Origin of the sequence: Klebsiella sp. 141161 (genome assembly GCF_050600815.1) — a bacterium.
Taxonomy (GTDB): Bacteria; Pseudomonadota; Gammaproteobacteria; order Enterobacterales; family Enterobacteriaceae; genus Klebsiella; species Klebsiella aerogenes.
Map to the genome: position 1 here is coordinate 47,006 of NZ_JAQIRN010000012.1, position 20,742 is coordinate 67,747.

General features: G+C 56.5%; 20 protein-coding genes. 14 read left to right on the forward strand and 6 right to left on the reverse strand.

Going from position 1 to position 20,742, the window contains the following annotated elements; genetic code table 11:
* Nucleotides 1-3: 3 nt before the first annotated feature.
* The 7 genes from dapF (at nucleotide 4) to corA (ending at nucleotide 6,679) form a co-directional block, all read left to right on the forward strand.
* The gene (gene dapF, locus PGR79_RS22735; RefSeq protein ID WP_015703982.1) at nucleotides 4-828 is read left to right on the forward strand and encodes a diaminopimelate epimerase; all 825 of its coding nucleotides are present in this window, start codon (nucleotides 4-6) and stop codon (nucleotides 826-828) included.
* Nucleotides 825-1,532, forward strand: a complete 708-nt coding sequence (locus tag PGR79_RS22740; RefSeq protein ID WP_015368864.1) for a DUF484 domain-containing protein — start codon at nucleotides 825-827, stop codon at nucleotides 1,530-1,532. Before dapF ends, PGR79_RS22740 begins: the two co-directional genes overlap by 4 nt.
* On the forward strand, nucleotides 1,529-2,431 hold the full coding sequence (gene xerC, locus PGR79_RS22745; protein ID WP_045395583.1) for a tyrosine recombinase XerC: 903 nt from the start codon (nucleotides 1,529-1,531) through the stop codon (nucleotides 2,429-2,431). The genes PGR79_RS22740 and xerC overlap by 4 nt, the downstream gene beginning before the upstream one ends.
* Complete coding sequence (gene yigB / locus PGR79_RS22750; RefSeq protein WP_015368862.1) at nucleotides 2,431-3,147, forward strand: 5-amino-6-(5-phospho-D-ribitylamino)uracil phosphatase YigB; 717 nt, start codon at nucleotides 2,431-2,433, stop codon at nucleotides 3,145-3,147. The genes xerC and yigB overlap by 1 nt, the downstream gene beginning before the upstream one ends.
* 63 nt (nucleotides 3,148-3,210) lie before the next feature.
* A complete protein-coding gene (gene uvrD / locus PGR79_RS22755) occupies nucleotides 3,211-5,373 on the forward strand; it encodes a DNA helicase II (protein ID WP_015368861.1) in 2,163 nt (720 codons plus the stop codon).
* A gap of 148 nt (nucleotides 5,374-5,521) precedes the next feature.
* Nucleotides 5,522-5,578 (forward strand): YsgD/CorL family protein, encoded by a 57-nt coding sequence (ysgD, locus tag PGR79_RS22760; RefSeq protein WP_349815745.1) that lies wholly within the window; start codon nucleotides 5,522-5,524, stop codon nucleotides 5,576-5,578.
* Between the two features lie 150 nt (nucleotides 5,579-5,728).
* Nucleotides 5,729-6,679, forward strand: a complete 951-nt coding sequence (gene corA, locus PGR79_RS22765) for a magnesium/cobalt transporter CorA (protein WP_002883400.1) — start codon at nucleotides 5,729-5,731, stop codon at nucleotides 6,677-6,679.
* An 88-nt stretch (nucleotides 6,680-6,767) separates the two neighbouring features.
* Here the strand turns inward: corA and rarD are convergent, their stop codons facing one another.
* Nucleotides 6,768-7,661, reverse strand: coding sequence for an EamA family transporter RarD (rarD, locus tag PGR79_RS22770; RefSeq protein WP_113374973.1), 894 nt, complete (start codon nucleotides 7,659-7,661; stop codon nucleotides 6,768-6,770).
* Between the two features lie 48 nt (nucleotides 7,662-7,709).
* Complete coding sequence (gene yigI / locus PGR79_RS22775) at nucleotides 7,710-8,174, reverse strand: acyl-CoA thioesterase YigI (protein WP_004097567.1); 465 nt, start codon at nucleotides 8,172-8,174, stop codon at nucleotides 7,710-7,712.
* Nucleotides 8,175-8,329: 155 nt separating this feature from the next.
* On the opposite strand from yigI, the gene pldA reads away from it, so the two are divergent.
* The 3 genes from pldA (at nucleotide 8,330) to rhtC (ending at nucleotide 11,778) form a co-directional block, all read left to right on the forward strand.
* Nucleotides 8,330-9,202, forward strand: coding sequence for a phospholipase A (gene pldA, locus PGR79_RS22780; protein ID WP_113374974.1), 873 nt, complete (start codon nucleotides 8,330-8,332; stop codon nucleotides 9,200-9,202).
* 67 nt (nucleotides 9,203-9,269) lie between these two features.
* Nucleotides 9,270-11,096, forward strand: a complete 1,827-nt coding sequence (recQ, locus tag PGR79_RS22785) for an ATP-dependent DNA helicase RecQ (RefSeq protein WP_308958003.1) — start codon at nucleotides 9,270-9,272, stop codon at nucleotides 11,094-11,096.
* A 61-nt stretch (nucleotides 11,097-11,157) separates the two neighbouring features.
* A complete protein-coding gene (gene rhtC, locus PGR79_RS22790; RefSeq protein WP_308958004.1) occupies nucleotides 11,158-11,778 on the forward strand; it encodes a threonine export protein RhtC in 621 nt (206 codons plus the stop codon).
* A 47-nt stretch (nucleotides 11,779-11,825) separates the two neighbouring features.
* On the opposite strand, the gene PGR79_RS22795 is transcribed toward rhtC, so the two are convergent.
* Together PGR79_RS22795 and rhtB are read right to left on the reverse strand one after the other, a co-directional pair.
* The gene (locus PGR79_RS22795; RefSeq protein ID WP_113374976.1) at nucleotides 11,826-12,758 is read right to left on the reverse strand and encodes an Rpn family recombination-promoting nuclease/putative transposase; all 933 of its coding nucleotides are present in this window, start codon (nucleotides 12,756-12,758) and stop codon (nucleotides 11,826-11,828) included.
* 162 nt (nucleotides 12,759-12,920) lie between these two features.
* A complete protein-coding gene (rhtB, locus tag PGR79_RS22800; protein WP_015368855.1) occupies nucleotides 12,921-13,541 on the reverse strand; it encodes a homoserine/homoserine lactone efflux protein in 621 nt (206 codons plus the stop codon).
* Between the two features lie 109 nt (nucleotides 13,542-13,650).
* On the opposite strand from rhtB, the gene pldB reads away from it, so the two are divergent.
* The 3 genes from pldB to PGR79_RS22815 all read left to right on the forward strand — a co-directional run bounded on the left by pldB (nucleotide 13,651) and on the right by PGR79_RS22815 (nucleotide 16,476).
* Nucleotides 13,651-14,643 (forward strand): lysophospholipase L2, encoded by a 993-nt coding sequence (pldB, locus tag PGR79_RS22805; protein ID WP_045378727.1) that lies wholly within the window; start codon nucleotides 13,651-13,653, stop codon nucleotides 14,641-14,643.
* Between the two features lie 44 nt (nucleotides 14,644-14,687).
* Entirely contained in the window at nucleotides 14,688-15,488 is an 801-nt protein-coding gene (gene yigL / locus PGR79_RS22810) for a sugar/pyridoxal phosphate phosphatase YigL (protein ID WP_015368853.1), read from the forward strand.
* 88 nt (nucleotides 15,489-15,576) lie between these two features.
* The gene (locus PGR79_RS22815) at nucleotides 15,577-16,476 is read left to right on the forward strand and encodes a carboxylate/amino acid/amine transporter (RefSeq protein WP_015368852.1); all 900 of its coding nucleotides are present in this window, start codon (nucleotides 15,577-15,579) and stop codon (nucleotides 16,474-16,476) included.
* On the opposite strand, the gene metR is transcribed toward PGR79_RS22815, so the two are convergent.
* Nucleotides 16,364-17,317, reverse strand: a complete 954-nt coding sequence (gene metR / locus PGR79_RS22820; RefSeq protein WP_015703991.1) for an HTH-type transcriptional regulator MetR — start codon at nucleotides 17,315-17,317, stop codon at nucleotides 16,364-16,366. The two genes, PGR79_RS22815 and metR, sit on opposite strands and share 113 nt — an antisense overlap.
* A gap of 117 nt (nucleotides 17,318-17,434) precedes the next feature.
* Here metR and metE point away from each other — a divergent pair, with 117 nt between their 5' ends.
* Entirely contained in the window at nucleotides 17,435-19,699 is a 2,265-nt protein-coding gene (gene metE / locus PGR79_RS22825) for a 5-methyltetrahydropteroyltriglutamate--homocysteine S-methyltransferase (RefSeq protein ID WP_430922554.1), read from the forward strand.
* Between the two features lie 59 nt (nucleotides 19,700-19,758).
* On the opposite strand, the gene PGR79_RS22830 is transcribed toward metE, so the two are convergent.
* The gene (locus PGR79_RS22830; RefSeq protein WP_063414943.1) at nucleotides 19,759-20,571 is read right to left on the reverse strand and encodes a dienelactone hydrolase family protein; all 813 of its coding nucleotides are present in this window, start codon (nucleotides 20,569-20,571) and stop codon (nucleotides 19,759-19,761) included.
* Nucleotides 20,572-20,742: the final 171 nt, after the last annotated feature.

Consider the following 20,742-nt stretch of genomic DNA (forward strand, 5'->3'; position numbering starts at 1 on the left):
ATAATGCAGTTCTCTAAAATGCATGGCCTCGGCAACGACTTCATGGTTGTTGATGCGGTAACGCAGAATGTTTTCTTCTCACCGGAGCTGATTCGTCGCCTGGCGGATCGGCATCTTGGCGTCGGCTTCGACCAGCTGTTGGTTGTCGAGCCGCCGTACGATCCCGATCTGGACTTCCACTACCGTATCTTCAATGCTGACGGTAGCGAAGTCTCTCAGTGCGGCAACGGCGCGCGCTGCTTCGCCCGCTTTGTCCGTTTAAAAGGCCTGACCAATAAACGTGATATCCGCGTGAGCACCGCCAACGGTCGTATGGTATTAAGCGTAACGGAAGATGATCTGGTGCGCGTTAACATGGGCGAGCCGAATTTCGAACCGTCTCAGGTCCCATTCCGCGCCAACAAAGCGGAAAAGACCTATATTATGCGCGCGGCTGAACAGACAGTATTGTGCGGCGTCGTCTCAATGGGCAACCCGCACTGCGTGATTCAGGTCGATAACGTGGACACCGCCGCGGTTGAAACCCTCGGTCCGGTGATGGAAAGCCACGAACGTTTTCCGGAACGCGCCAATATCGGCTTTATGCAGGTAGTGGAACGCTCTCATATTCGTCTGCGCGTCTATGAACGCGGCGCAGGTGAAACGCAGGCCTGCGGCAGCGGCGCCTGTGCGGCGGTGGCGGTCGGTATCCAACAAGGATTACTCGCCGAAGAGGTACGCGTGGAATTGCCAGGCGGGCGTCTCGACATCGCCTGGAAAGGTCCGGGTCAACCGTTGTATATGACTGGCCCGGCGGCACACGTCTACGACGGATTTATTCATCTATGAAACAGATCGGGGAAGAACAGCAGGAACTCGCCACAGCGCTCGACGACAGCGCGGTAGTAGATTATCTGCTGCAAAATCCTGAGTTCTTTATTCGTAATGCGGCGCAGGTAGAGCATATCCGCGTCCCGCATCCGGTGCGCGGCACCATCTCGCTGGTAGAGTGGCATATGCTGCGGGCGCGTAACCATATCAACGTGTTGGAAGAGAACATGACGCTGCTGATGGAACAGGCGACGGCCAATCAAAGCCTGTTTCAGCGCCTGTTCCATCTGCAGACGCGTCTGGCGTCCGCCGATAGCCTGGATGAAATGCTCAACCGCTTTCATCGTTGGGCGCGCGAGCTGGGCCTGGCAGGTGCGACGGTGCGCCTGTTTCCGGACAGCTGGCATCTCGGCGCGCCGTCTAAATTCACCCATCTGGCGTTGAGCCGGCAGGCGTTCGAACCCATTCGTATCCAGCGGCTGGGCCAGGCTCGTCACTATCTTGGGCCGCTGAATGGGCCAGAGCTGCTGGTGGTGCTGCCGGATGCGAAAGCTATCGGCTCGGTGGCGATGTCGCTACTGGGCGATGACGACGCGCCGGGGGTGATGTTTTTCAGCAGCCGCGATCCACAGCATTATCAGCAAGGCCAGGGGACGCAGCTACTGCAGGAGATCGCCCGTATGCTGCCCGGCCTGCTGGAGCGCTGGATTGAACGCGCATGACCGACTCCCCGCTATTCGCCTGCGTCGATCGCTTTCTGCGCTATCTCGGCGTTGAGCGCCAGCTTAGCCCCATTACGCTCACGAATTACCAGCGTCAGCTGGAAGCGCTGATCGCGCTGGCGGATGATGCTGGCTTAAAAAGCTGGCAGCAGTGTGACGCCGCTCAGGTACGTAGCTTTGCCGTGCGCAGCCGCCGCGCGGGCTTAGGCCCGGCGAGCCTGGCGCTGCGGCTTTCCGCCCTGCGCAGCTTTTTCGACTGGATGGTCAGCCAGGGCGAGCTGGCCGCTAACCCGGCGAAGGGGATTGCGGCGCCAAAAATTCCCCGTCATTTGCCGAAAAATATCGACGTTGATGATGTGAATCGGCTGCTGGATATCGACCTCAACGACCCGCTCGCGGTGCGCGACCGGGCGATGCTGGAAGTGATGTACGGCGCGGGGCTGCGTCTTTCTGAGTTAGTTAACCTTGATATTAAGCACCTTGATCTTGAATCAGGGGAAGTGTGGGTGATGGGGAAAGGCAGCAAAGAGCGCCGCCTGCCAATTGGACGCAACGCGGTGGCGTGGATCGAACACTGGCTGGATTTGCGCGGCTTGTTCGGCGGCGATGACGACGCGCTGTTTTTGTCGAAGCTGGGTAAGCGCATTTCAGCGCGCAACGTGCAGAAGCGGTTTGCCGAGTGGGGTATCAAGCAGGGGCTCAATAGCCATGTGCATCCGCATAAGCTGCGGCACTCCTTCGCGACGCATATGCTGGAGTCGAGCGGCGATCTGCGCGGCGTGCAGGAGCTGCTGGGGCATGCCAATCTCTCCACCACCCAAATCTATACTCATCTCGATTTTCAACACCTTGCCTCGGTGTACGATGCCGCGCATCCGCGCGCTAAACGGGGGAAATAATGCGTTTTTACCGACCTCTGGGCCCGATCTCCGCGCTGACGTTCGACCTGGATGACACACTTTACGATAACCGTCCGGTGATTGACCGGACGATGCAGGAATCGCTGACGTTTGTGCGCAATTACCATCCGGCGCTGAGCCAGTTTGATGCCCATGCGCTTAATCAGCTGCGACAAACGCTATTGTCCTCAGAACCTGAGATTTATCATGACGTCACCGTCTGGCGCCACCGCGCGCTGGAGTTAGGGATGCGTAACGCCGGGCTCTCCGCCGCCGAGGCGAAAGCCGGCGCCGATGCGGCGATGGAAAACTTCGCCCACTGGCGCAGCCGCGTCGATGTGCCGCAGGAGACGCACGATACGCTGGCGAAGCTGGCGCAGAAATGGCCGCTGGTGGCTATCACCAACGGTAACGCCCAGCCGGAACTGTTCGGCCTGAACGACTATTTCCGTTTCGTGCTGCGCGCGGGTCCGGATGGCCGCTCCAAGCCGTTTGCCGATATGTACCATCTGGCGGCGGAGCGTCTGGATTTGCCGCTCGGGCAAATTCTGCACGTCGGCGATGATCTGACCACCGACGTAGCTGGCGCAATTCGCTGTGGAATGCAGGCCTGCTGGATCAAGCCGCAGGACGCCTCGCTGATGAAAACCGCCGATAGCCGCCTGCTGCCGCATATTGAAATTTCACGGTTGGCATCTCTGACCTCGCTGATATAATCACCAGTAACTCTGTATATATTAACAGGGGTTCGTGGAACCCCTTCTCTTCCGGCGGTGCCAATGGACGTTTCTTACCTGCTCGACAGCCTTAATGACAAACAGCGTGAAGCCGTAGCGGCCTCGCGCACCAATATGCTGGTTCTGGCAGGGGCGGGCAGTGGTAAGACGCGCGTACTGGTGCACCGTATCGCCTGGCTGCTGAGCGTAGAGAACTGCTCGCCATATTCCATTATGGCGGTGACCTTTACCAACAAAGCGGCGGCGGAAATGCGCCACCGTATCGGCCAACTGATGGGCACCACCCAGGGCGGTATGTGGGTCGGCACCTTCCACGGCCTGGCCCATCGCCTCCTACGCGCCCATCATCTGGATGCCAACCTGCCGCAGGATTTCCAAATCCTCGATAGCGAAGACCAGCTACGCCTGCTGAAGCGCCTGATTAAGGCGATGAACCTGGATGAGAAGCAATGGCCGCCGCGTCAGGCGATGTGGTACATCAACAGCCAAAAAGATGAAGGGCTGCGCCCGCACCATATTCAGAGCTACGGCAACCCGGTCGAACAGACCTGGCAGAAGGTGTATCAGGCCTATCAGGAAGCCTGCGATCGCGCCGGGCTGGTGGACTTCGCCGAGCTGCTGCTGCGCGCGCACGAACTGTGGCTGAACAAACCGCACATCCTGCAGCACTACCGCGAGCGCTTCACCAATATTCTCGTCGACGAATTCCAGGATACCAACAACATTCAATATGCCTGGATCCGCCTGCTGGCGGGCGATACCGGCAAAGTGATGATTGTCGGCGATGATGACCAGTCGATTTACGGCTGGCGCGGCGCGCAGGTTGAAAACATTCAGCGCTTCCTGAATGACTTCCCGGGCGCGGAAACTATTCGTCTGGAGCAGAACTATCGTTCGACCAGCAATATTCTCAGCGCGGCTAACGCCCTGATTGAAAATAACAACGGGCGATTGGGCAAAAAACTGTGGACCGACGGCGCCGACGGTGAGCCCATTTCGCTGTACTGCGCCTTCAACGATCTCGATGAAGCGCGTTTCGTCGTTAACCGAATTAAAACCTGGCAGGAGAACGGCGGAGCGCTGGAGCAGTGCGCCATCCTCTATCGTAGTAACGCCCAGTCGCGCGTGCTGGAAGAGGCGCTGCTGCAGGCCAGCATGCCTTACCGTATCTACGGCGGCATGCGCTTCTTCGAACGTCAGGAAATCAAAGATGCGCTCTCTTATCTGCGCCTGATTGCCAACCGCAACGATGACGCGGCGTTTGAGCGTGTGGTCAATACGCCTACCCGCGGCATCGGCGATCGTACTCTGGATGTGGTGCGCCAGACCTCGCGCGATCGTCAGCTGACGCTGTGGCAGGCCTGCCGCGAGCTGCTGAAAGAGAAAGCGCTGGCTGGCCGCGCTGCCAGCGCGCTGCAGCGCTTTATGGAGCTTATCGACGCGCTGGCGCAGGAAACCGCCGATATGCCATTGCATGTCCAGACTGACCGGGTCATTAAAGATTCCGGCCTGCGTATGATGTACGAGCAGGAGAAAGGCGAGAAGGGCCAGACCCGTATCGAAAACCTGGAAGAACTGGTGACGGCGACGCGCCAGTTCAGCTACAACGAAGAAGATGAAGATCTGATGCCGCTGCAGGCGTTCCTCTCCCACGCCGCGCTGGAAGCCGGCGAAGGGCAGGCGGATACCTGGCAGGATGCGGTACAGCTGATGACTCTGCACTCGGCGAAAGGGCTGGAGTTCCCGCAGGTGTTTATCGTCGGCGTTGAAGAGGGGATGTTCCCGAGCCAGATGGCGCTTGATGAGGGCGGTCGTCTGGAGGAAGAGCGTCGTCTGGCCTACGTCGGCGTGACGCGCGCGATGCAGAAACTGACGCTGACCTACGCCGAAACCCGTCGTTTGTACGGCAAAGAGGTTTACCATCGCCCATCGCGCTTTATCGGCGAGCTGCCGGAAGAGTGCGTGGAAGAGGTACGGCTGCGGGCGACGGTGAGCCGCCCGGTTAACCATCAGCGCCTCGGTACACCGGTGGCGGAGAACGATACCGGCTATAAGCTGGGCCAGCGGGTTCGGCATCCGAAGTTCGGCGAAGGCACCATCGTAAACCTTGAGGGCAGCGGTGAACATAGCCGGCTGCAGGTGGCATTCCAGGGGCAGGGAATTAAATGGCTGGTTGCCGCCTATGCCCGGCTGGAAACGGTGTAACTTTAAGAAAAATATAATTTTTTTGTAATAATCTGCTAGCCTTATATGCTAAAGGGCAGGATTTGCTCTTTAGCGTTCCCTTGCGTGTTGACGCCGTTTTGGCGCTGGCGTAACATGCGCGCACGATTACGCTAAGAGGACATTCGCCTTGGACACACCCAGTAGATGCTGGCTCAACTTCCTGTCATTCAGGAACAACTCCTAAGGCTATCCCCTTATGCCGATAGCCTTAGCGGTTGTCGGCGACTCGTCCTATCCCCGTCGCTCTGAGTCAGGCTTAATGGTCTGAAACCCAAATAGTTTCTGTGTGCCCATCGAACTGTCCGATAAATTTTTTGTATTGGGAGTCCCGGTCATGCTGAGCGCATTTCAACTGGAAAATAATCGTTTAACGCGCCTTGAGGCCGATGAGATCAAGCATCTTGCCAGCTCGGTGTGGGTCGATCTGGTCGAGCCAGACGATGACGAACGTAGCCGTGTGCAAACGGAGCTAGGCCAGAACCTGGCTACGCGCCCGGAACTGGAAGACATCGAAGCGTCAGCGCGTTTCTTTGAAGACGAAGATGGTTTACACATCCACTCCTTTTTCTTTTTCGAAGATGCTGACGATCACGCCGGTAACTCAACCGTGGCGTTTACTATCCGCGAAGGCCGCCTGTTTACCCTGCGCGAGCGTGAACTGCCCGCTTTTCGCCTGTACCGCATGCGCGTGCGTAACCAGACGCTGGTCGACGGCAACGCCTATGAGCTGCTGTTAGACCTGTTCGAGACCAAAATCGAACAGCTGGCGGATGAAATAGAAAACATCTACAGCGACCTGGAAAAGCTGAGCCGCGTGATTATGGAAGGCCACCAGGGCGACGAGTACGACGAAGCGCTGTCGACGCTGGCGGAACTGGAAGATATCGGCTGGAAGGTTCGCCTCTGTCTGATGGATACCCAGCGCGCGCTCAACTTCCTCGTGCGCAAGGCGCGCCTGCCGGCAGGCCAGCTGGAACAGGCGCGAGAGATCCTGCGAGATATCGAATCCCTGCTGCCGCACAACGAATCGCTGTTCCAGAAGGTGAACTTCCTGATGCAGGCGGCGATGGGCTTTATCAACATCGAGCAGAACCGCATTATCAAGATCTTCTCGGTGGTCTCAGTGGTGTTCCTGCCGCCGACGCTGGTGGCGTCCAGCTATGGGATGAACTTTGAGTTTATGCCGGAACTCCACTGGAGCTTTGGTTATCCGGGAGCCATCGTGTTTATGATGTTGGCCGGCCTGGCGCCGTATCTCTACTTCAAGCGTAAAAACTGGCTGTAGTTGTTGTGCCGGATGCGCTTCGCTTATCCGGGCCTACGTGTTGTGCTTTTGTAGGCCGGATAAGGCGTAGCCGACATCGGGTAATATCCTATCCCCGACGCCCCCGTCTTTGCGTATATACCGCATCCATCACGAATATCGCCAGCGCCACCCAGATAAAGGCGAAGGTTACCATTTTATCCGTGCCCGGCACTTCACCGTAGAACGTTACCGCCAGCAGGAACATCAGCGTCGGGCCGATGTACTGGAAAAAGCCCAACGTCGACAAGCGCAGGCGGGTCGCCGCGCCGGTGAAGCACAGCAGGGGGATGGTGGTTACCACGCCCGCGGCCATTAGCAGCAAATTGAGCGACCAGGGGTTGTCTCCCATATGGCTGGTTGGGCTATCGGTGATGCCGAAAAGCCAGATCGCCGCCACTGGCAGCAGCCATAGCGTTTCCACCAACATGCCGGTCTGCGCATCGACGGCGATTTTCTTACGTACCAGTCCGTAGAAGGCAAAGCTGAAGGCTAGCCCAAGGCCGATTACCGGCAGTGAGCCAAAGGTCCACAACTGCACCAGCACGCCGCAGAAGGCGAGGATCACCGCCAACCACTGCAGCCGACGAAAGCGTTCGCCGAGGAAAACCATCCCGAGCACGATATTAACCAGCGGGTTAATAAAGTAGCCGAGGCTGGCTTCCAGCATATGGTGGTTATTGACCGCCCAGATAAAGAGCAGCCAGTTGCCGCCGACCAGCACTGCAGAGAGCGCGAGCAGGAAGATCTTGCGCGGGGTTTTTAGCAGTTTTTTTACCTGCGGCCACTGGCGGCTGACGCTGATGAGCGCCACCATAAAAAAGAAAGACCAGATCACGCGATGCGTCAGGATTTCATCGGCGGGAACGTAGTAAATAAGTTTGAAGTACGCCGGTGCGATACCCCAGATAAAATAGGCGGCCAGCGCCAGCATAACGCCCAGCCGCGTTTGTTTTGCGTCCATTGGTAGAATCCATTGCCAAAGAGAGTGATGTTACTCGATCTGCGGCAATCAACCCACCATATAGGTGGCCGTGGCGCTGGCGATATAAACCTGCTCTTCGTTATGCAGCTCGACGCGGGCCACCGCGACTTTGTTTCCAGCGCGCAGCAGGCTGCTGGTGGCGGTAAAGCGCTCGCCGCGGCCAGGGCGTAAGTAATCGACGCGCAAATCGATAGTTCCCATCCGCGAGAGGCGCTGGCGCAGCTCTTCTTCATTGATAGTGTCATGGCGAGTCAGGGTGCTGCCGACGCAGACCAGCCCAGCGGCGACATCCAGCGCAGAGGCGATAACGCCGCCGTGCAGGATACTCTGTGCCCAGTTGCCAACCATCATCGGCTGATTATTAAAGCTGAGCTGGGCAAATTCCTTTTCATAACGCTCCAGCTCAAGCCCCAGCGCGCGGTTAAAAGGCATGTGATAAACAAAAATCTCTCCCACCAGCTTTAGCGCGGCGGCGGCGGTCAGTTCAGACATAGCAGAGGTCCATTTCGTTAATGAAATGTTGATTTTATGCTTCAAAAATATTGATTTCCACTTTCGGAGGCGATAACGCAGCGGGAGGTGGATAAATAGGTAGAATGGCAGCAGGACAAAACATTAAATAAGAACCCTTCTTCAGGAGAACAGTAATGCGTATCTCTTTAGCCTGGCTGCTGGCGCTTAGCGCGCTGCCGGTGGGCGTTCTGGCGCAGGACGCGCCGATTGAACAATCCGTTCATGACAAACCCGCGGTACGGGGCAGTATTATCGCCAACCTGCTGCAGGACCATGATAATCCGTTCCTGCTTTATCCTTATGAGAGCAACTATCTGCTCTATACGTGGACCAGCGATCTCAATAAAGAGGCTATTCGTAGTTACGACTGGGCAGATGACGCGCGTAAGGATGAGGTGAAGTTCCAGCTCAGCCTGGCATTCCCGTTATGGCGCGGCATTCTCGGCGATAATTCGCTGCTTGGCGCTTCCTATACGCAAAAATCCTGGTGGCAGCTCTCTAACAGTAAAGGCTCGGCGCCGTTTCGCGAAACTAACTACGAGCCTCAGCTCTTCCTTGGCTTCGCGACGGATTATGAGTTTGCCGGCTGGACCTTGCGCGATATCGAAGTCGGCTATAACCACGACTCTAACGGCCGTTCCGATCCAACGTCACGTAGCTGGAACCGCCTGTATACTCGCCTGATGGCGCAAAACGGTAACTGGCTGGTTGAAGTGAAGCCGTGGTATGTGGTCGGTAGCACCGATGATAACCCGGATATTACGAAATACATGGGGTACTACCGCCTGAAGATTGGCTACCAGCTGGGGGAAGCTATTTTTAGCGCTCAGGGGCAATATAACTGGAATACGGGCTACGGCGGCGCGGAAATCGGGGTCAGTTACCCTATTACCAAACACGTGCGCGCCTATACTCAGGTGTACAGCGGTTATGGCGAGTCGCTCATCGACTATAACTTCAATCAGACGCGGGTCGGCGTCGGCGTGATGCTCAACGATCTGTTTTAATCGTTGCACTCTGGCTCTCAGGCGCTGAAAATAGCGCCTGTTTTCTTTTCAGGCGGATGGGGTCAACGTGGCACAGGCGGAAGTATTAAATCAGGAATCGCTGGCTAAGCAGGTTTTACAAGAGACCTTCGGCTACCAGCAGTTCCGCCCGGGCCAGGAATCGATCATCGCCACGGCGCTGGAAGGCCGCGATTGCCTGGTGGTGATGCCGACCGGCGGCGGTAAGTCGCTGTGCTATCAGGTGCCTGCATTGGTGCTAGGCGGCCTGACGGTTGTCGTGTCGCCGCTGATTTCGCTGATGAAAGACCAGGTCGATCAGCTGCTGGCTAACGGCGTCGCCGCGGCTTGTCTTAACTCGACTCAGAGCCGCGAGCAGCAGCAAGAGGTGATGGCGGGGTGCCGCAGCGGGCAGATTCGTCTGCTGTATATCGCGCCGGAACGCCTGATGCTGGACAACTTCCTGGAGCATCTGAGCCACTGGAACTTAGCGATGCTGGCGGTGGATGAGGCGCACTGTATCTCGCAGTGGGGCCATGATTTCCGCCCGGAATATGCCGCGTTGGGCCAGCTGCGTCAGCGGATGCCGCATATTCCGTTTATGGCGCTCACCGCCACCGCGGATGACACCACCCGCCGCGATATTGTTCGCCTGCTGGGGCTTAACGATCCGCTGATTCAGGTTAGTAGCTTCGATCGCCCCAATATCCGCTATATGCTGATGGAGAAATTTAAGCCGCTCGATCAGTTGATGCGATACGTCCAGGATCAGCGCGGTAAATCAGGGATTATCTACTGCAACAGCCGTTCTAAAGTTGAAGACACCGCAGCCAGGCTGCAAAGCCGCGGCATCAGCGCGGCGGCCTATCATGCTGGCCTGGAAAATGATATTCGTGCCGACGTGCAGGAGAAATTCCAGCGTGACGATCTGCAGATCGTGGTGGCGACGGTGGCCTTCGGTATGGGCATTAACAAGCCGAACGTCCGCTTTGTGGTGCACTTTGATATCCCGCGCAATATTGAATCCTATTATCAGGAAACCGGCCGCGCCGGGCGTGACGGCCTGCCGGCGGAAGCGATGCTGTTTTACGATCCGGCGGATATGGCGTGGCTGCGCCGCTGCCTGGAAGAGAAGCCCGCCGGGCCGCTGCAGGATATTGAACGTCATAAGCTGAATGCGATGGGCGCCTTCGCCGAAGCGCAGACCTGTCGCCGTTTGGTGCTGCTGAACTATTTTGGCGAAGGGCGCCAGGAGCCGTGCGGCAACTGTGATATCTGCCTTGACCCGCCAAAGCAGTACGATGGCTTAATGGACGCGCGCAAGGCGCTTTCAACTATTTACCGGGTGAATCAACGCTTCGGGATGGGCTACGTGGTTGAAGTACTCCGCGGCGCCAACAATCAGCGTATCCGCGACCTGAACCACGATAAACTGCCGGTTTACGGTATTGGTCGCGAGCAGAGCCACGAGCACTGGGTGAGCGTGATTCGCCAGTTAATCCACCTCGGACTGGTGGCGCAAAATATTGCCCAGCACTCCGCGCTGCAGCTCACCGAGGCCGCGCGTCCGGTACTGCGCGGTGAAGTCCCGCTGCAGCTCGCCGTGCCGCGTATCGTGGCGCTAAAACCGAAAGCGATGCAGAAATCCTTCGGCGGCAATTACGACCGCAAGCTGTTCGCCAAGCTGCGTAAATTACGTAAAGCGATCGCCGACGAGGAGAATATCCCGCCATACGTCGTCTTTAACGACGCGACGCTTATTGAGATGGCCGAACAGTCGCCGCTTACCGCCGGGGAGATGCTTAGCGTCAACGGCGTGGGGACTCGCAAGCTTGAGCGCTTCGGTAAAGAATTCATGGCGCTGATACGTGCTCATGTCGATGGCGATGATGAGTAGTCAGCCGCGGGAAAAGGTGCCAGAATAGTTTCCTTCTTCACTATTTCCCTGCGAGTTAAACATGTTGATGCTTTTTCTCACCGTGGCGCTGGTGCACATCATTGCGCTAATGAGTCCAGGGCCGGATTTTTTCTTCGTTTCGCAAACCGCGGTGAGCCGCTCGCGCAAAGAGGCGATGATGGGCGTGCTGGGGATCACCGGCGGCGTGATGGTCTGGGCGGGCGTCGCGCTGCTCGGCTTGCATCTGATTATCGAGAAAATGGCCTGGCTGCATACGTTGATTATGGTCGGCGGTGGGCTGTATCTGTGCTGGATGGGCTATCAAATGCTGCGCGGCGCGCTGAAGAAAAACGACATTGTTGCGGCGGAACCGCAGGTTGAGCTGGCGCGTAGCGGGCGCAGTTTCCTGAAGGGCCTGCTGACTAACCTCGCCAACCCGAAAGCGATTATCTACTTCGGATCGGTCTTCTCGCTGTTCGTTGGCGATAACATCGGCGCCGGGGCGCGTTGGGGAATTTTCCTGCTGATCGTCCTTGAAACGCTGGCGTGGTTCACCATCGTAGCCAGCCTCTTCGCACTGCCGAAAATGCGCCGCGGCTATCAGCGGATGGCAAAGTGGATAGACGGCATCGCAGGAACCCTGTTTGCCGGTTTCGGCATTCATCTGATTATTTCGCGCTAACTCGTAATGCGATTATCCACCCGGTTGGTTGCCGGGTGGGGCAGACATTAGTGACGAAGGCGCTGTAGTTCATCCCTGGTCAAACCGGTCATTTCCAGGATGGCATCGTCATCCATGCCGCGATTGAGCATCGCTGCGGCGACCTGTAAAAGGGCCTGTAGTTTTCCTTCTTTGATGCCTTCTTTGATGCCTTCTTTAATACCTTCTTTAATACCTTTCTCTCTGCCTTCTGCGAGCCACGTTTCTGCCAGAGTCATTAGCATTCCTCCATGCTGCGGCACACGCTGTGCCAGCCCATACAATAGCGCCCGAATATCCTGAGCTTCTCCCGCCTGAGCCATATATTTTATCAGCACGGCGATTTGTTGTCCGCTCATCTGCTCCAACATTAAGAGGTGGGTCAACTTGTCCAGCAGTTGTGCCATATCGCGCTGGCGAATATGTTTTTGTACCAGCGTAAGCGCCGCCATACTGCGGTGGCGCATAATTTCGTCATCAGGGATCACTGTAATATCGACAAGCGGAAATGCACCTGAATAGAGCTGATGGGCAAGCATCGAGTCGTCAAAATTATCCAGCCAGTTCAGCGACCAAGGATAGGGGCTGCGGCGTCCTTGATAAAAGAGAATGGGAATTACCAGCGGTAACGTTTTATGACCATTCTCCAGATGCCTCTGCATGGCGGCGATGGCGTAGCGCATCAGGCGGAATGCCATCAGTTTATCGGGTGAACTCTGGTGTTCTATCAGGACATGGATATACCCCGGGCCGCGGTTTGTCTCCAGCGAATAAAGAATATCGCTGTAGTAGGGCCGCAGGTCATCTTCCAGAAAACTCCCGGATTCCAGGCGAAGCGTATCCAGTTTGCAAACCTGAATTAACGCCGGCGGAAGGTGGATCTCAATAAAATCGCGCGCCGTTTCTACCCGCGACAGAAAGGTCTTAAAGACTGCATCATGAGGGGTTGCCGTTTCCGCCATTTTCGTTCATCCGTGAATAAACCCAATGGCGGCATTCTGGCACTGAAAAGGCGGGGCCGACAGCGCGTGGATAAAGTCTCTCTCATGTTTGCGCGCCAGCACGCGTGATAATACGACTAAGGCCGCAAATGGCGCAGCGCTGTGCGAGCAAGATTCCAGTATTCAGGCGTGACGGGCGGAAGCGAGCAGCGCACCCACCAGCATAAACAGCGAACCAAACACTTTATTCAGCGCCTTCATCTGCTTCGGACCTTTAATCCAGGCCGCAATGCGCTGCGCCAGCGTCGCGTAACCGATCATCACAATGATATCGACTACGATAGTGGTGACGCCGAGTACCAGGTACTGCATCACCTGCGGCTGATGCGGTACGATGAACTGGGGAAATAGTGCGGCGAGGAAGACGATACTTTTTGGGTTGGTCAGATTGACGAACACCGCGCGTTTATAGAGCTTACCGCGGCTTTGAGTTCGCGCCAGCGTATTCAGGTCGATTGAACCCGCCGCCCGCCATTGCTGAATCCCCAGCCAGATAAGATAGGCCGCGCCCGCCCATTTCAACACTTCAAATGCCAGTACCGAGCGTGAGAAGAGCGTACCCAAACCGACGCCGACCAGCACGATATGAATGGCCAACCCGGTTTGCAGGCCGGCAATAGAGGCCGCCGCGCCGCGATAGCCGTGGTTGATGGATGTGGTCATGGTATTGATCGCGCCGGAACCCGGCGACAGGCTGAGAATGATTGATGTCAGCAGATAAGCGAACCACCACTCGAAGGTCATGAGAATCTCCCTGATTGTCTATTTTTATGCCACAATACGCTATTGCATCAGCATTGTGTGATGTGCGACAAAAAAACGATTTTCAGCGGTTAACAGGGGTGTAAACCCGATGTTTGGGCAGCAAAAGGACTGGGACACACGAGAAAACGCGTTTGCGGCCTTTACCATGGGGCCGCTGACGGATTTTTGGCATCAGCGGGAAGAAGCTGAATTTACGGGCGTCGATAAGGTTCCGGTACGCTTTGTGCGCTTTTGTGCCGCAAATAACGACCGGCTGGTGGTCATTTGCCCCGGCCGCATCGAAAGCTACGTGAAGTACGCCGAACTAGCCTACGATCTCTTCCACAGCGGCTTTGACGTGATGATTATCGATCACCGCGGTCAGGGTCGCTCCGGTAGGTTGCTGTCTGATACCCACCGCGGTCATGTTGTGCGCTTTAGCGATTATGTTGACGATCTGGCTGCGCTCTGGCAGCAGGAAGTGGTTCCCGGCCACTGGCGTAAACGTTTTATTCTCGCCCACTCGATGGGTGGCGCCATTGCCACGCTGTTCTTGCAGCGTCACCGGCAGCATTGCGACGCCATTGCCTTATGCGCGCCAATGTTTGGCATCATCATGCGCCTGCCGGACTGGATGGTGCGCCATATTCTCGACTGGGCTGAGGGCCATCAGCGTATTCGCGAAGAGTATGCCATCGGTACGGGCCGCTGGCGGGCGCTGCCGTTTTCGCTCAATGTATTGACTCATAGCCGCCAGCGCTATCGTCGCAACCTGCGTTTTTATGCCGACGATCCGCGGTTGCGCGTCGGCGGGCCGACCTATCACTGGGTGCGCGAAGGTATTCTGGCCGGTGAAGAGATATTGTCCGGCGTCGAGAAAGACACGACTCCGACGTTATTGATTCAGGCTGAGGATGAAAGGGTGGTCGATAATCTGATGCACGACCGCTATTGTGAACTCCGTTCCGCTGCCGGGCACCCTTGTGAAGGCGATAAGCCGCTCGTTATTGAAGGGGCATATCACGAGATCCTTTTTGAAAAGGACGCTATGCGCTCAGTCGCGCTAAATGCCATCGTCGATTTTTTCAATCGACATACTTAATCCGACGATAGATCTCGTCGCCCTGCTTAGAGGTTAAATTTTTTATGTACCAGGTTGTTGCGTCTGATTTAGATGGCACGCTGCTTTCCCCCGACCATTTCCTCACCCCTTATGCCAAAGAGACGCTGAAGCTACTCACCGCGCGCGGGATAAATTTCGTCTTCGCCACTGGCCGCCACTACATCGATGTGGGGCAGATCCGCGATAATCTCGGCATTAAGTCGTACATGATCACCTCTAACGGCGCGCGGGTACATGATAGTGAAGGAAAACAAATCTTCGCCCATAACCTCGACCGCGATATCGCCAGCGATCTGTTTGAGATGGTGCGTAACGATGTGAAGATTGTGACCAACGTCTATCGTGAAGATGAATGGTTTATGAATCGCCATCGCCCGGAAGAGATGCGCTTCTTCAAAGAGGCGGTATTCAACTACAAGCTTTATGAACCGGGCGAGCTGGATGCGGATGGCATCAGCAAAGTTTTCTTCACCTGTGAAGATCATGAACATTTGCTGCCGCTTGAGCAGGCTATCAACGCGCGCTGGGGCGACCGCGTCAATGTGAGTTTCTCCACGCTAACTTGTCTTGAAGTAATGGCCGGCGGTGTTTCGAAGGGACATGCGCTGGAGGCCGTTGCGAAAATGCTCGGCTACAGCCTCAAGGAGTGTATCGCCTTTGGCGACGGCATGAACGACGCCGAGATGCTGTCGATGGCCGGTAAAGGCTGCATTATGGCAAACGCCCATCAGCGGTTGAAGGATTTGCATCCGGAGCTGGAAGTGATCGGCAGCAACGCCGACGATGCCGTACCGCATTACCTGCGCAAGTTATATCTCGATTGATAAACATTGACGACTGACTAATAAGTGGTCAGTCGTCAACCCTTCTCTCCGCTACAATGCCTGTTCTTTATTCAATGAGACGACCGTTGTGGCGCTTTTAATTATCACCACTATCCTGTGGGCCTTTTCGTTTAGTCTGATTGGCGAATACCTTGCCGGTAGCGTCGATAGCTATTTTTCCGTGCTGATGCGCGTGGGCCTGGCAGCGCTGGTGTTCCTGCCTTTCCTGCGCACGCGCGGCCAGTCTCCGCGTACCATCGTGCTCTATATGCTAGTGGGGGCAATGCAGCTTGGCATTATGTATTTGCTGGCTTTCCGCGCCTATCTCTATCTGACGGTGTCGGAATTTCTGTTGTTTACGGTCTTTACCCCGCTGTATATCACCCTGATTTACGATCTGCTCAGCGGTCGTAAACTGCGCTGGGGCTATCTGCTTAGCGCGGCGTTGGCGGTGTTAGGGGCGGCGATCATCCGCTATGACAAAGTCAGCGATCATTTCTGGACCGGGCTATTGCTGGTGCAGTTGTCGAATATCTGCTTCGCCATCGGCATGGTGGGCTACAAGCGTTTGATGGAAGTCCGCCCGATGCCGCAACACAATGCTTTTGCCTGGTTCTATGCCGGCGCCTTTATTGTGGCGGTAGCGGCGTGGTTTATGCTGGGCAATCCGCAGAGGCTACCGACTACCGGCCTGCAGTGGGGAATCCTGGTCTGGCTTGGCGTGGTTGCTTCCGGATTGGGGTACTTCATGTGGAATTACGGCGCGACGCAGGTGGATGCCGGTACGTTGGGGATCATGAATAACGTTCACGTCCCCGCCGGGCTGCTGGTTAACCTTGCTATCTGGCAGGAGCAGCCTCACTGGCCGAGCTTTATCATTGGCGCGCTGGTAATCCTGGCTTCGCTATGGGTCCATCGCCGCTGGGTCGCTCCGCACTCCGTACAAACGGCAGATGATCGCAAGCGTGGTTCCGCGCTGAGCGAATAAATGCTTCTGTTACCGGCTGGCGTTGCTCGCCATCGCGCACCGCAGCGTACAGCCGGCTCCACAGTCCTTCTCCCAGGGTTTTGGTGACAATCAAACCCTGGCGTTCAAAACTTTCCACCACCCAGTGCGGCAGGGCGGCGATACCCATTCGCGCGGCAACCATCTGAATTAGCAGCAGCGTGTTATCGACGCTTTTCAACTGCGGGCTGATCCCCGCCGGTTGCAGGAAGTGGCGCCAGATGTCCAGTCGCCCGCGCTGTACCGGATAAATCAGTAACGTTTCCGCAGCTAGATCTTCCGGAGAGATGCGCGTTTTCGCCGCCAGCGGATGTTCCGGTGCTAACACCAGACGAACTTCATAATCAAACATCGGTGAATAGTGCAGACCGCTACGCGGTAAAATATCTGAGGTCATCACCAGATCGAGTTCACCCTGCTGCAGGGCTGGCTGCGGGTCAAAGGTGACGCCGGACTGAAAATCAACTTCCACCAGCGGCCAGCGGGCGCGGAAGCTTTCCAGCGCCGGGGTGAGCCATTGAATACAGCTATGGCACTCAATCGCCAGCCGCAGACGGGTTTGCTGTGGTTCGTTGCAATCCTGTAGCGCGCGAGCGATCTGCGGCAGCACCTGATTGGCCAACTGCAGCAGAATTTCTCCTTGCGGCGTGAAGCGTAGCGGCTGGCTTTTACGCACAAACAAACGGAAGCCAAGGCGCTGTTCCAGATCGCTAAACTGGTGGGACAGGGCCGACTGGGTTTGGTGCAGGGCCGCCGCCGCGCCCGCCAGCGAGCCGCTGTTCCGCAACGCCTGTAGCGTTTTCAGGTGTTTAATCTCGATCATGAATGTCCTTCACTTCGGCATGAATAATTTGCGCTTGAGGAATATACAGTACCTTTACATTATGGATGTGTAAACATCTGGATGGCTAAATGCAAAAAATTCCATAAGGGGCATAACATGACAATCCTCAATCACACCCTCGGTTTTCCTCGCGTTGGCCTTCGCCGCGAGCTGAAAAAAGCGCAAGAGAGCTACTGGGCGGGCAACGCCACGCGTGAAGAGCTGTTGGCGGTAGGTCGCGAACTTCGCGCTCGTCACTGGGAGCAGCAGAAACAGGCTGGCATTGATCTGCTGCCGGTGGGCGATTTTGCCTGGTACGACCATGTTCTGACCACCAGCCTGCTGCTGGGCAACGTGCCGGCTCGTCATCAGAACAAAGACGGCACCGTCGATATCGATACTCTGTTCCGCATTGGTCGCGGTCGCGCGCCGACCGGCGAACCCGCTGCCGCCGCGGAAATGACCAAGTGGTTCAATACCAACTATCACTACATGGTGCCGGAATTTGTCCAGGGCCAGCAGTTCAAGCTGAGCTGGACCCAACTGCTGGATGAAGTGGACGAAGCGCTGGCGCTGGGCCACAAGATTAAGCCTGTACTGCTGGGGCCGGTAACCTATCTGTGGCTGGGCAAAGTAAAAGGCGAACAGTTTGACCGTTTAAGCCTGCTGAACGATATCCTTCCGGTTTACCAGCAGGTACTGGGCGAGCTGGCGAAACGCGGCATTGAGTGGGTGCAGATTGATGAACCGGCGCTGGTGCTGGAGCTGCCGCAAGCATGGCTGGATGCCTTTAAACCGGCTTATGAGGCCCTGCAGGGGCAGGTAAAACTACTGCTGACCACCTATTTTGAAGGGATCGCCGACAACCTTGATGTTATCACCGCGCTGCCGGTACAGGGGCTTCACGTCGATCTGGTGCATGGCAAAGATGATGTTGCTGAACTACATAAACGCCTGCCGGCCGACTGGCTGTTATCCGCCGGGCTGATCAACGGTCGTAACGTCTGGCGCGCCGATTTAACGGAAAAATATGCGCAAATTAAAGCGATTGTCGGTCAACGTGCGCTGTGGATCGCTTCATCCTGCTCGCTGTTGCATAGCCCGATCGATCTGAGCGTAGAGACCCGTCTTGATGCCGAAGTAAAAAGTTGGTTTGCTTTCGCCCTGCAGAAGTGCGGCGAACTGGCGCTGCTGCGCGATGCGCTGAACAGCGGTAATACGGCGGCGATCGAGGCGTGGAGCGCGCCAATCCAGGCTCGTCGCCATTCGACTCGCGTACACAACGCGGCAGTGGAAAAACGGTTGGCGGCAATCACTGCTCAGGACAGCCAGCGCGCCAGCCCTTATGCCGAGCGCGCACAGGCGCAGCGCAGGCGCTTTAACCTGCCAGCATGGCCGACGACGACGATCGGTTCATTCCCGCAGACAACCGAAATTCGTACCCTGCGGCTGGATTTCAAAAAAGGTAACCTCGACGCCAGCCATTATCGGACGGGTATTGCCGAACATATTAAGCAGGCGATCGTCGAACAAGAGCGCCTGGGTTTAGACGTGCTGGTGCATGGAGAAGCCGAGCGTAACGACATGGTGGAGTATTTCGGTGAGCATCTGGACGGTTTCATCTTCACGCAAAACGGTTGGGTGCAAAGCTATGGCTCTCGCTGCGTGAAGCCGCCGGTGGTTATCGGCGACGTCAGCCGTCCGCAGGCGATCACCGTCGAATGGGCGAAGTACGCGCAGTCTCTTACCGACAAGCCGGTCAAAGGCATGTTGACCGGTCCGGTAACCATTCTGTGCTGGTCTTTCCCGCGCGAAGATGTCAGCCGTGAAACCATCGCGAAACAGATTGCGCTGGCGCTGCGCGATGAAGTGGCGGATCTGGAGGCGGCCGGTATCGGTATTATCCAGATTGATGAACCGGCGCTACGCGAAGGTCTGCCGCTAAAGCGCAGCGACTGGGATGCTTATTTACAGTGGGGCGTCGAAGCTTTTCGCATCAACGCCGCGGTTGCTAAGGATGACACCCAGATTCATACCCACATGTGTTATTGCGAGTTCAATGACATCATGGATTCTATCGCCGCGCTGGATGCCGACGTCATCACCATTGAAACCTCGCGTTCTGACATGGAACTGCTGGAGTCGTTTGAAGAGTTCGAATATCCAAACGAAATCGGCCCGGGCGTTTATGATATTCACTCGCCAAACGTACCGAGCGTGGAGTGGATTGAAGGGTTGCTGGAGAAGGCCGCGCAACGTATCCCGGCGGAGCGCTTGTGGGTTAACCCGGACTGCGGCCTGAAAACTCGCGGCTGGCCGGAAACCCGCGCCGCGCTGGCGAACATGGTGCAAGCGGCGCAGAATCTGCGCGAATCAGCCTGATAGATAGGCGGAAAACAACAGAGGAGGCCACGGCCTCCTCTTTTCATGTATCAGGCGAGTTACCCTTTTTTACCGCCATATTGAGCAAACCAGGCCAGCATTCGCTGCCAGCCGTCTTTGGCTGACTCTTCGTGATAGCTGGCGCGATAGTCGGCGTTAAAAGCGTGATCGGCCTCGGGATAGACCACGATCTCGGCGTTCGCATTCGCCGCCCGCAGCGCCTGGCGCATGGTCTCGACGGTATCCTGCGGAATGCTGGCGTCTTTAGCGCCGTACAGGCCAAGTACCGGCGCGTTGAGGTCGACGGCGATATCCACCGGGTGTTTTGGCGAATTCAGCGATTTTTCTCCCACCAGTTTGCCATACCAGGCGACGCCTGCCTTCAACTGCGGGTTATGCGCGGCATACAGCCAGGTGATGCGACCGCCCCAGCAGAAACCGGTGATCAGCAGACGATGGGCATCGCCGCCGTGGCGTGCCGCCCAACTGGCGACGTGGTCGAGATCCGCCAGCACCTGCGCGTCAGGCACCTTAGTGACCAGTTCTTTGAACAGAGTAGGGATATCGTTGTACTCATTCGGATCGCCCTGGCGGAAGTAGAGTTCTGGCGCAATCGCCAAATAGCCTTCCTGCGCCAGGCGGCGGCACAGATCGCGAATATGCTCATGTACGCCGAAAATTTCCTGCACCACGATAACGATCGGCAGCGGGCCGTCGGCGTTTTTTGGGCGGGCGTGATAGGCCGGCATATTCTCGCCCTGCGATGGGATCGAGGTTTCTCCGGCGACAATATGCTCATCCGACGTATGGACGGCGGTAGAGGCGTGCGGCGAGGCTGCAGGTGCGAATCCGGGTTGCTTGGTTGTGGTCATGGTATTCTCCGTACCCTTATTTATTAGCGCATCGATAAATATAGACTCTTAGACTGAACGTTAATAAAGCACAGTGCCTGAAAGCGGCTATCTTTTGTTCTGTGACCGCGAATATAACTTGTTAATGTGATGTGAATCACTATTTGTTGAAAAACAAATGCAATCATTGTT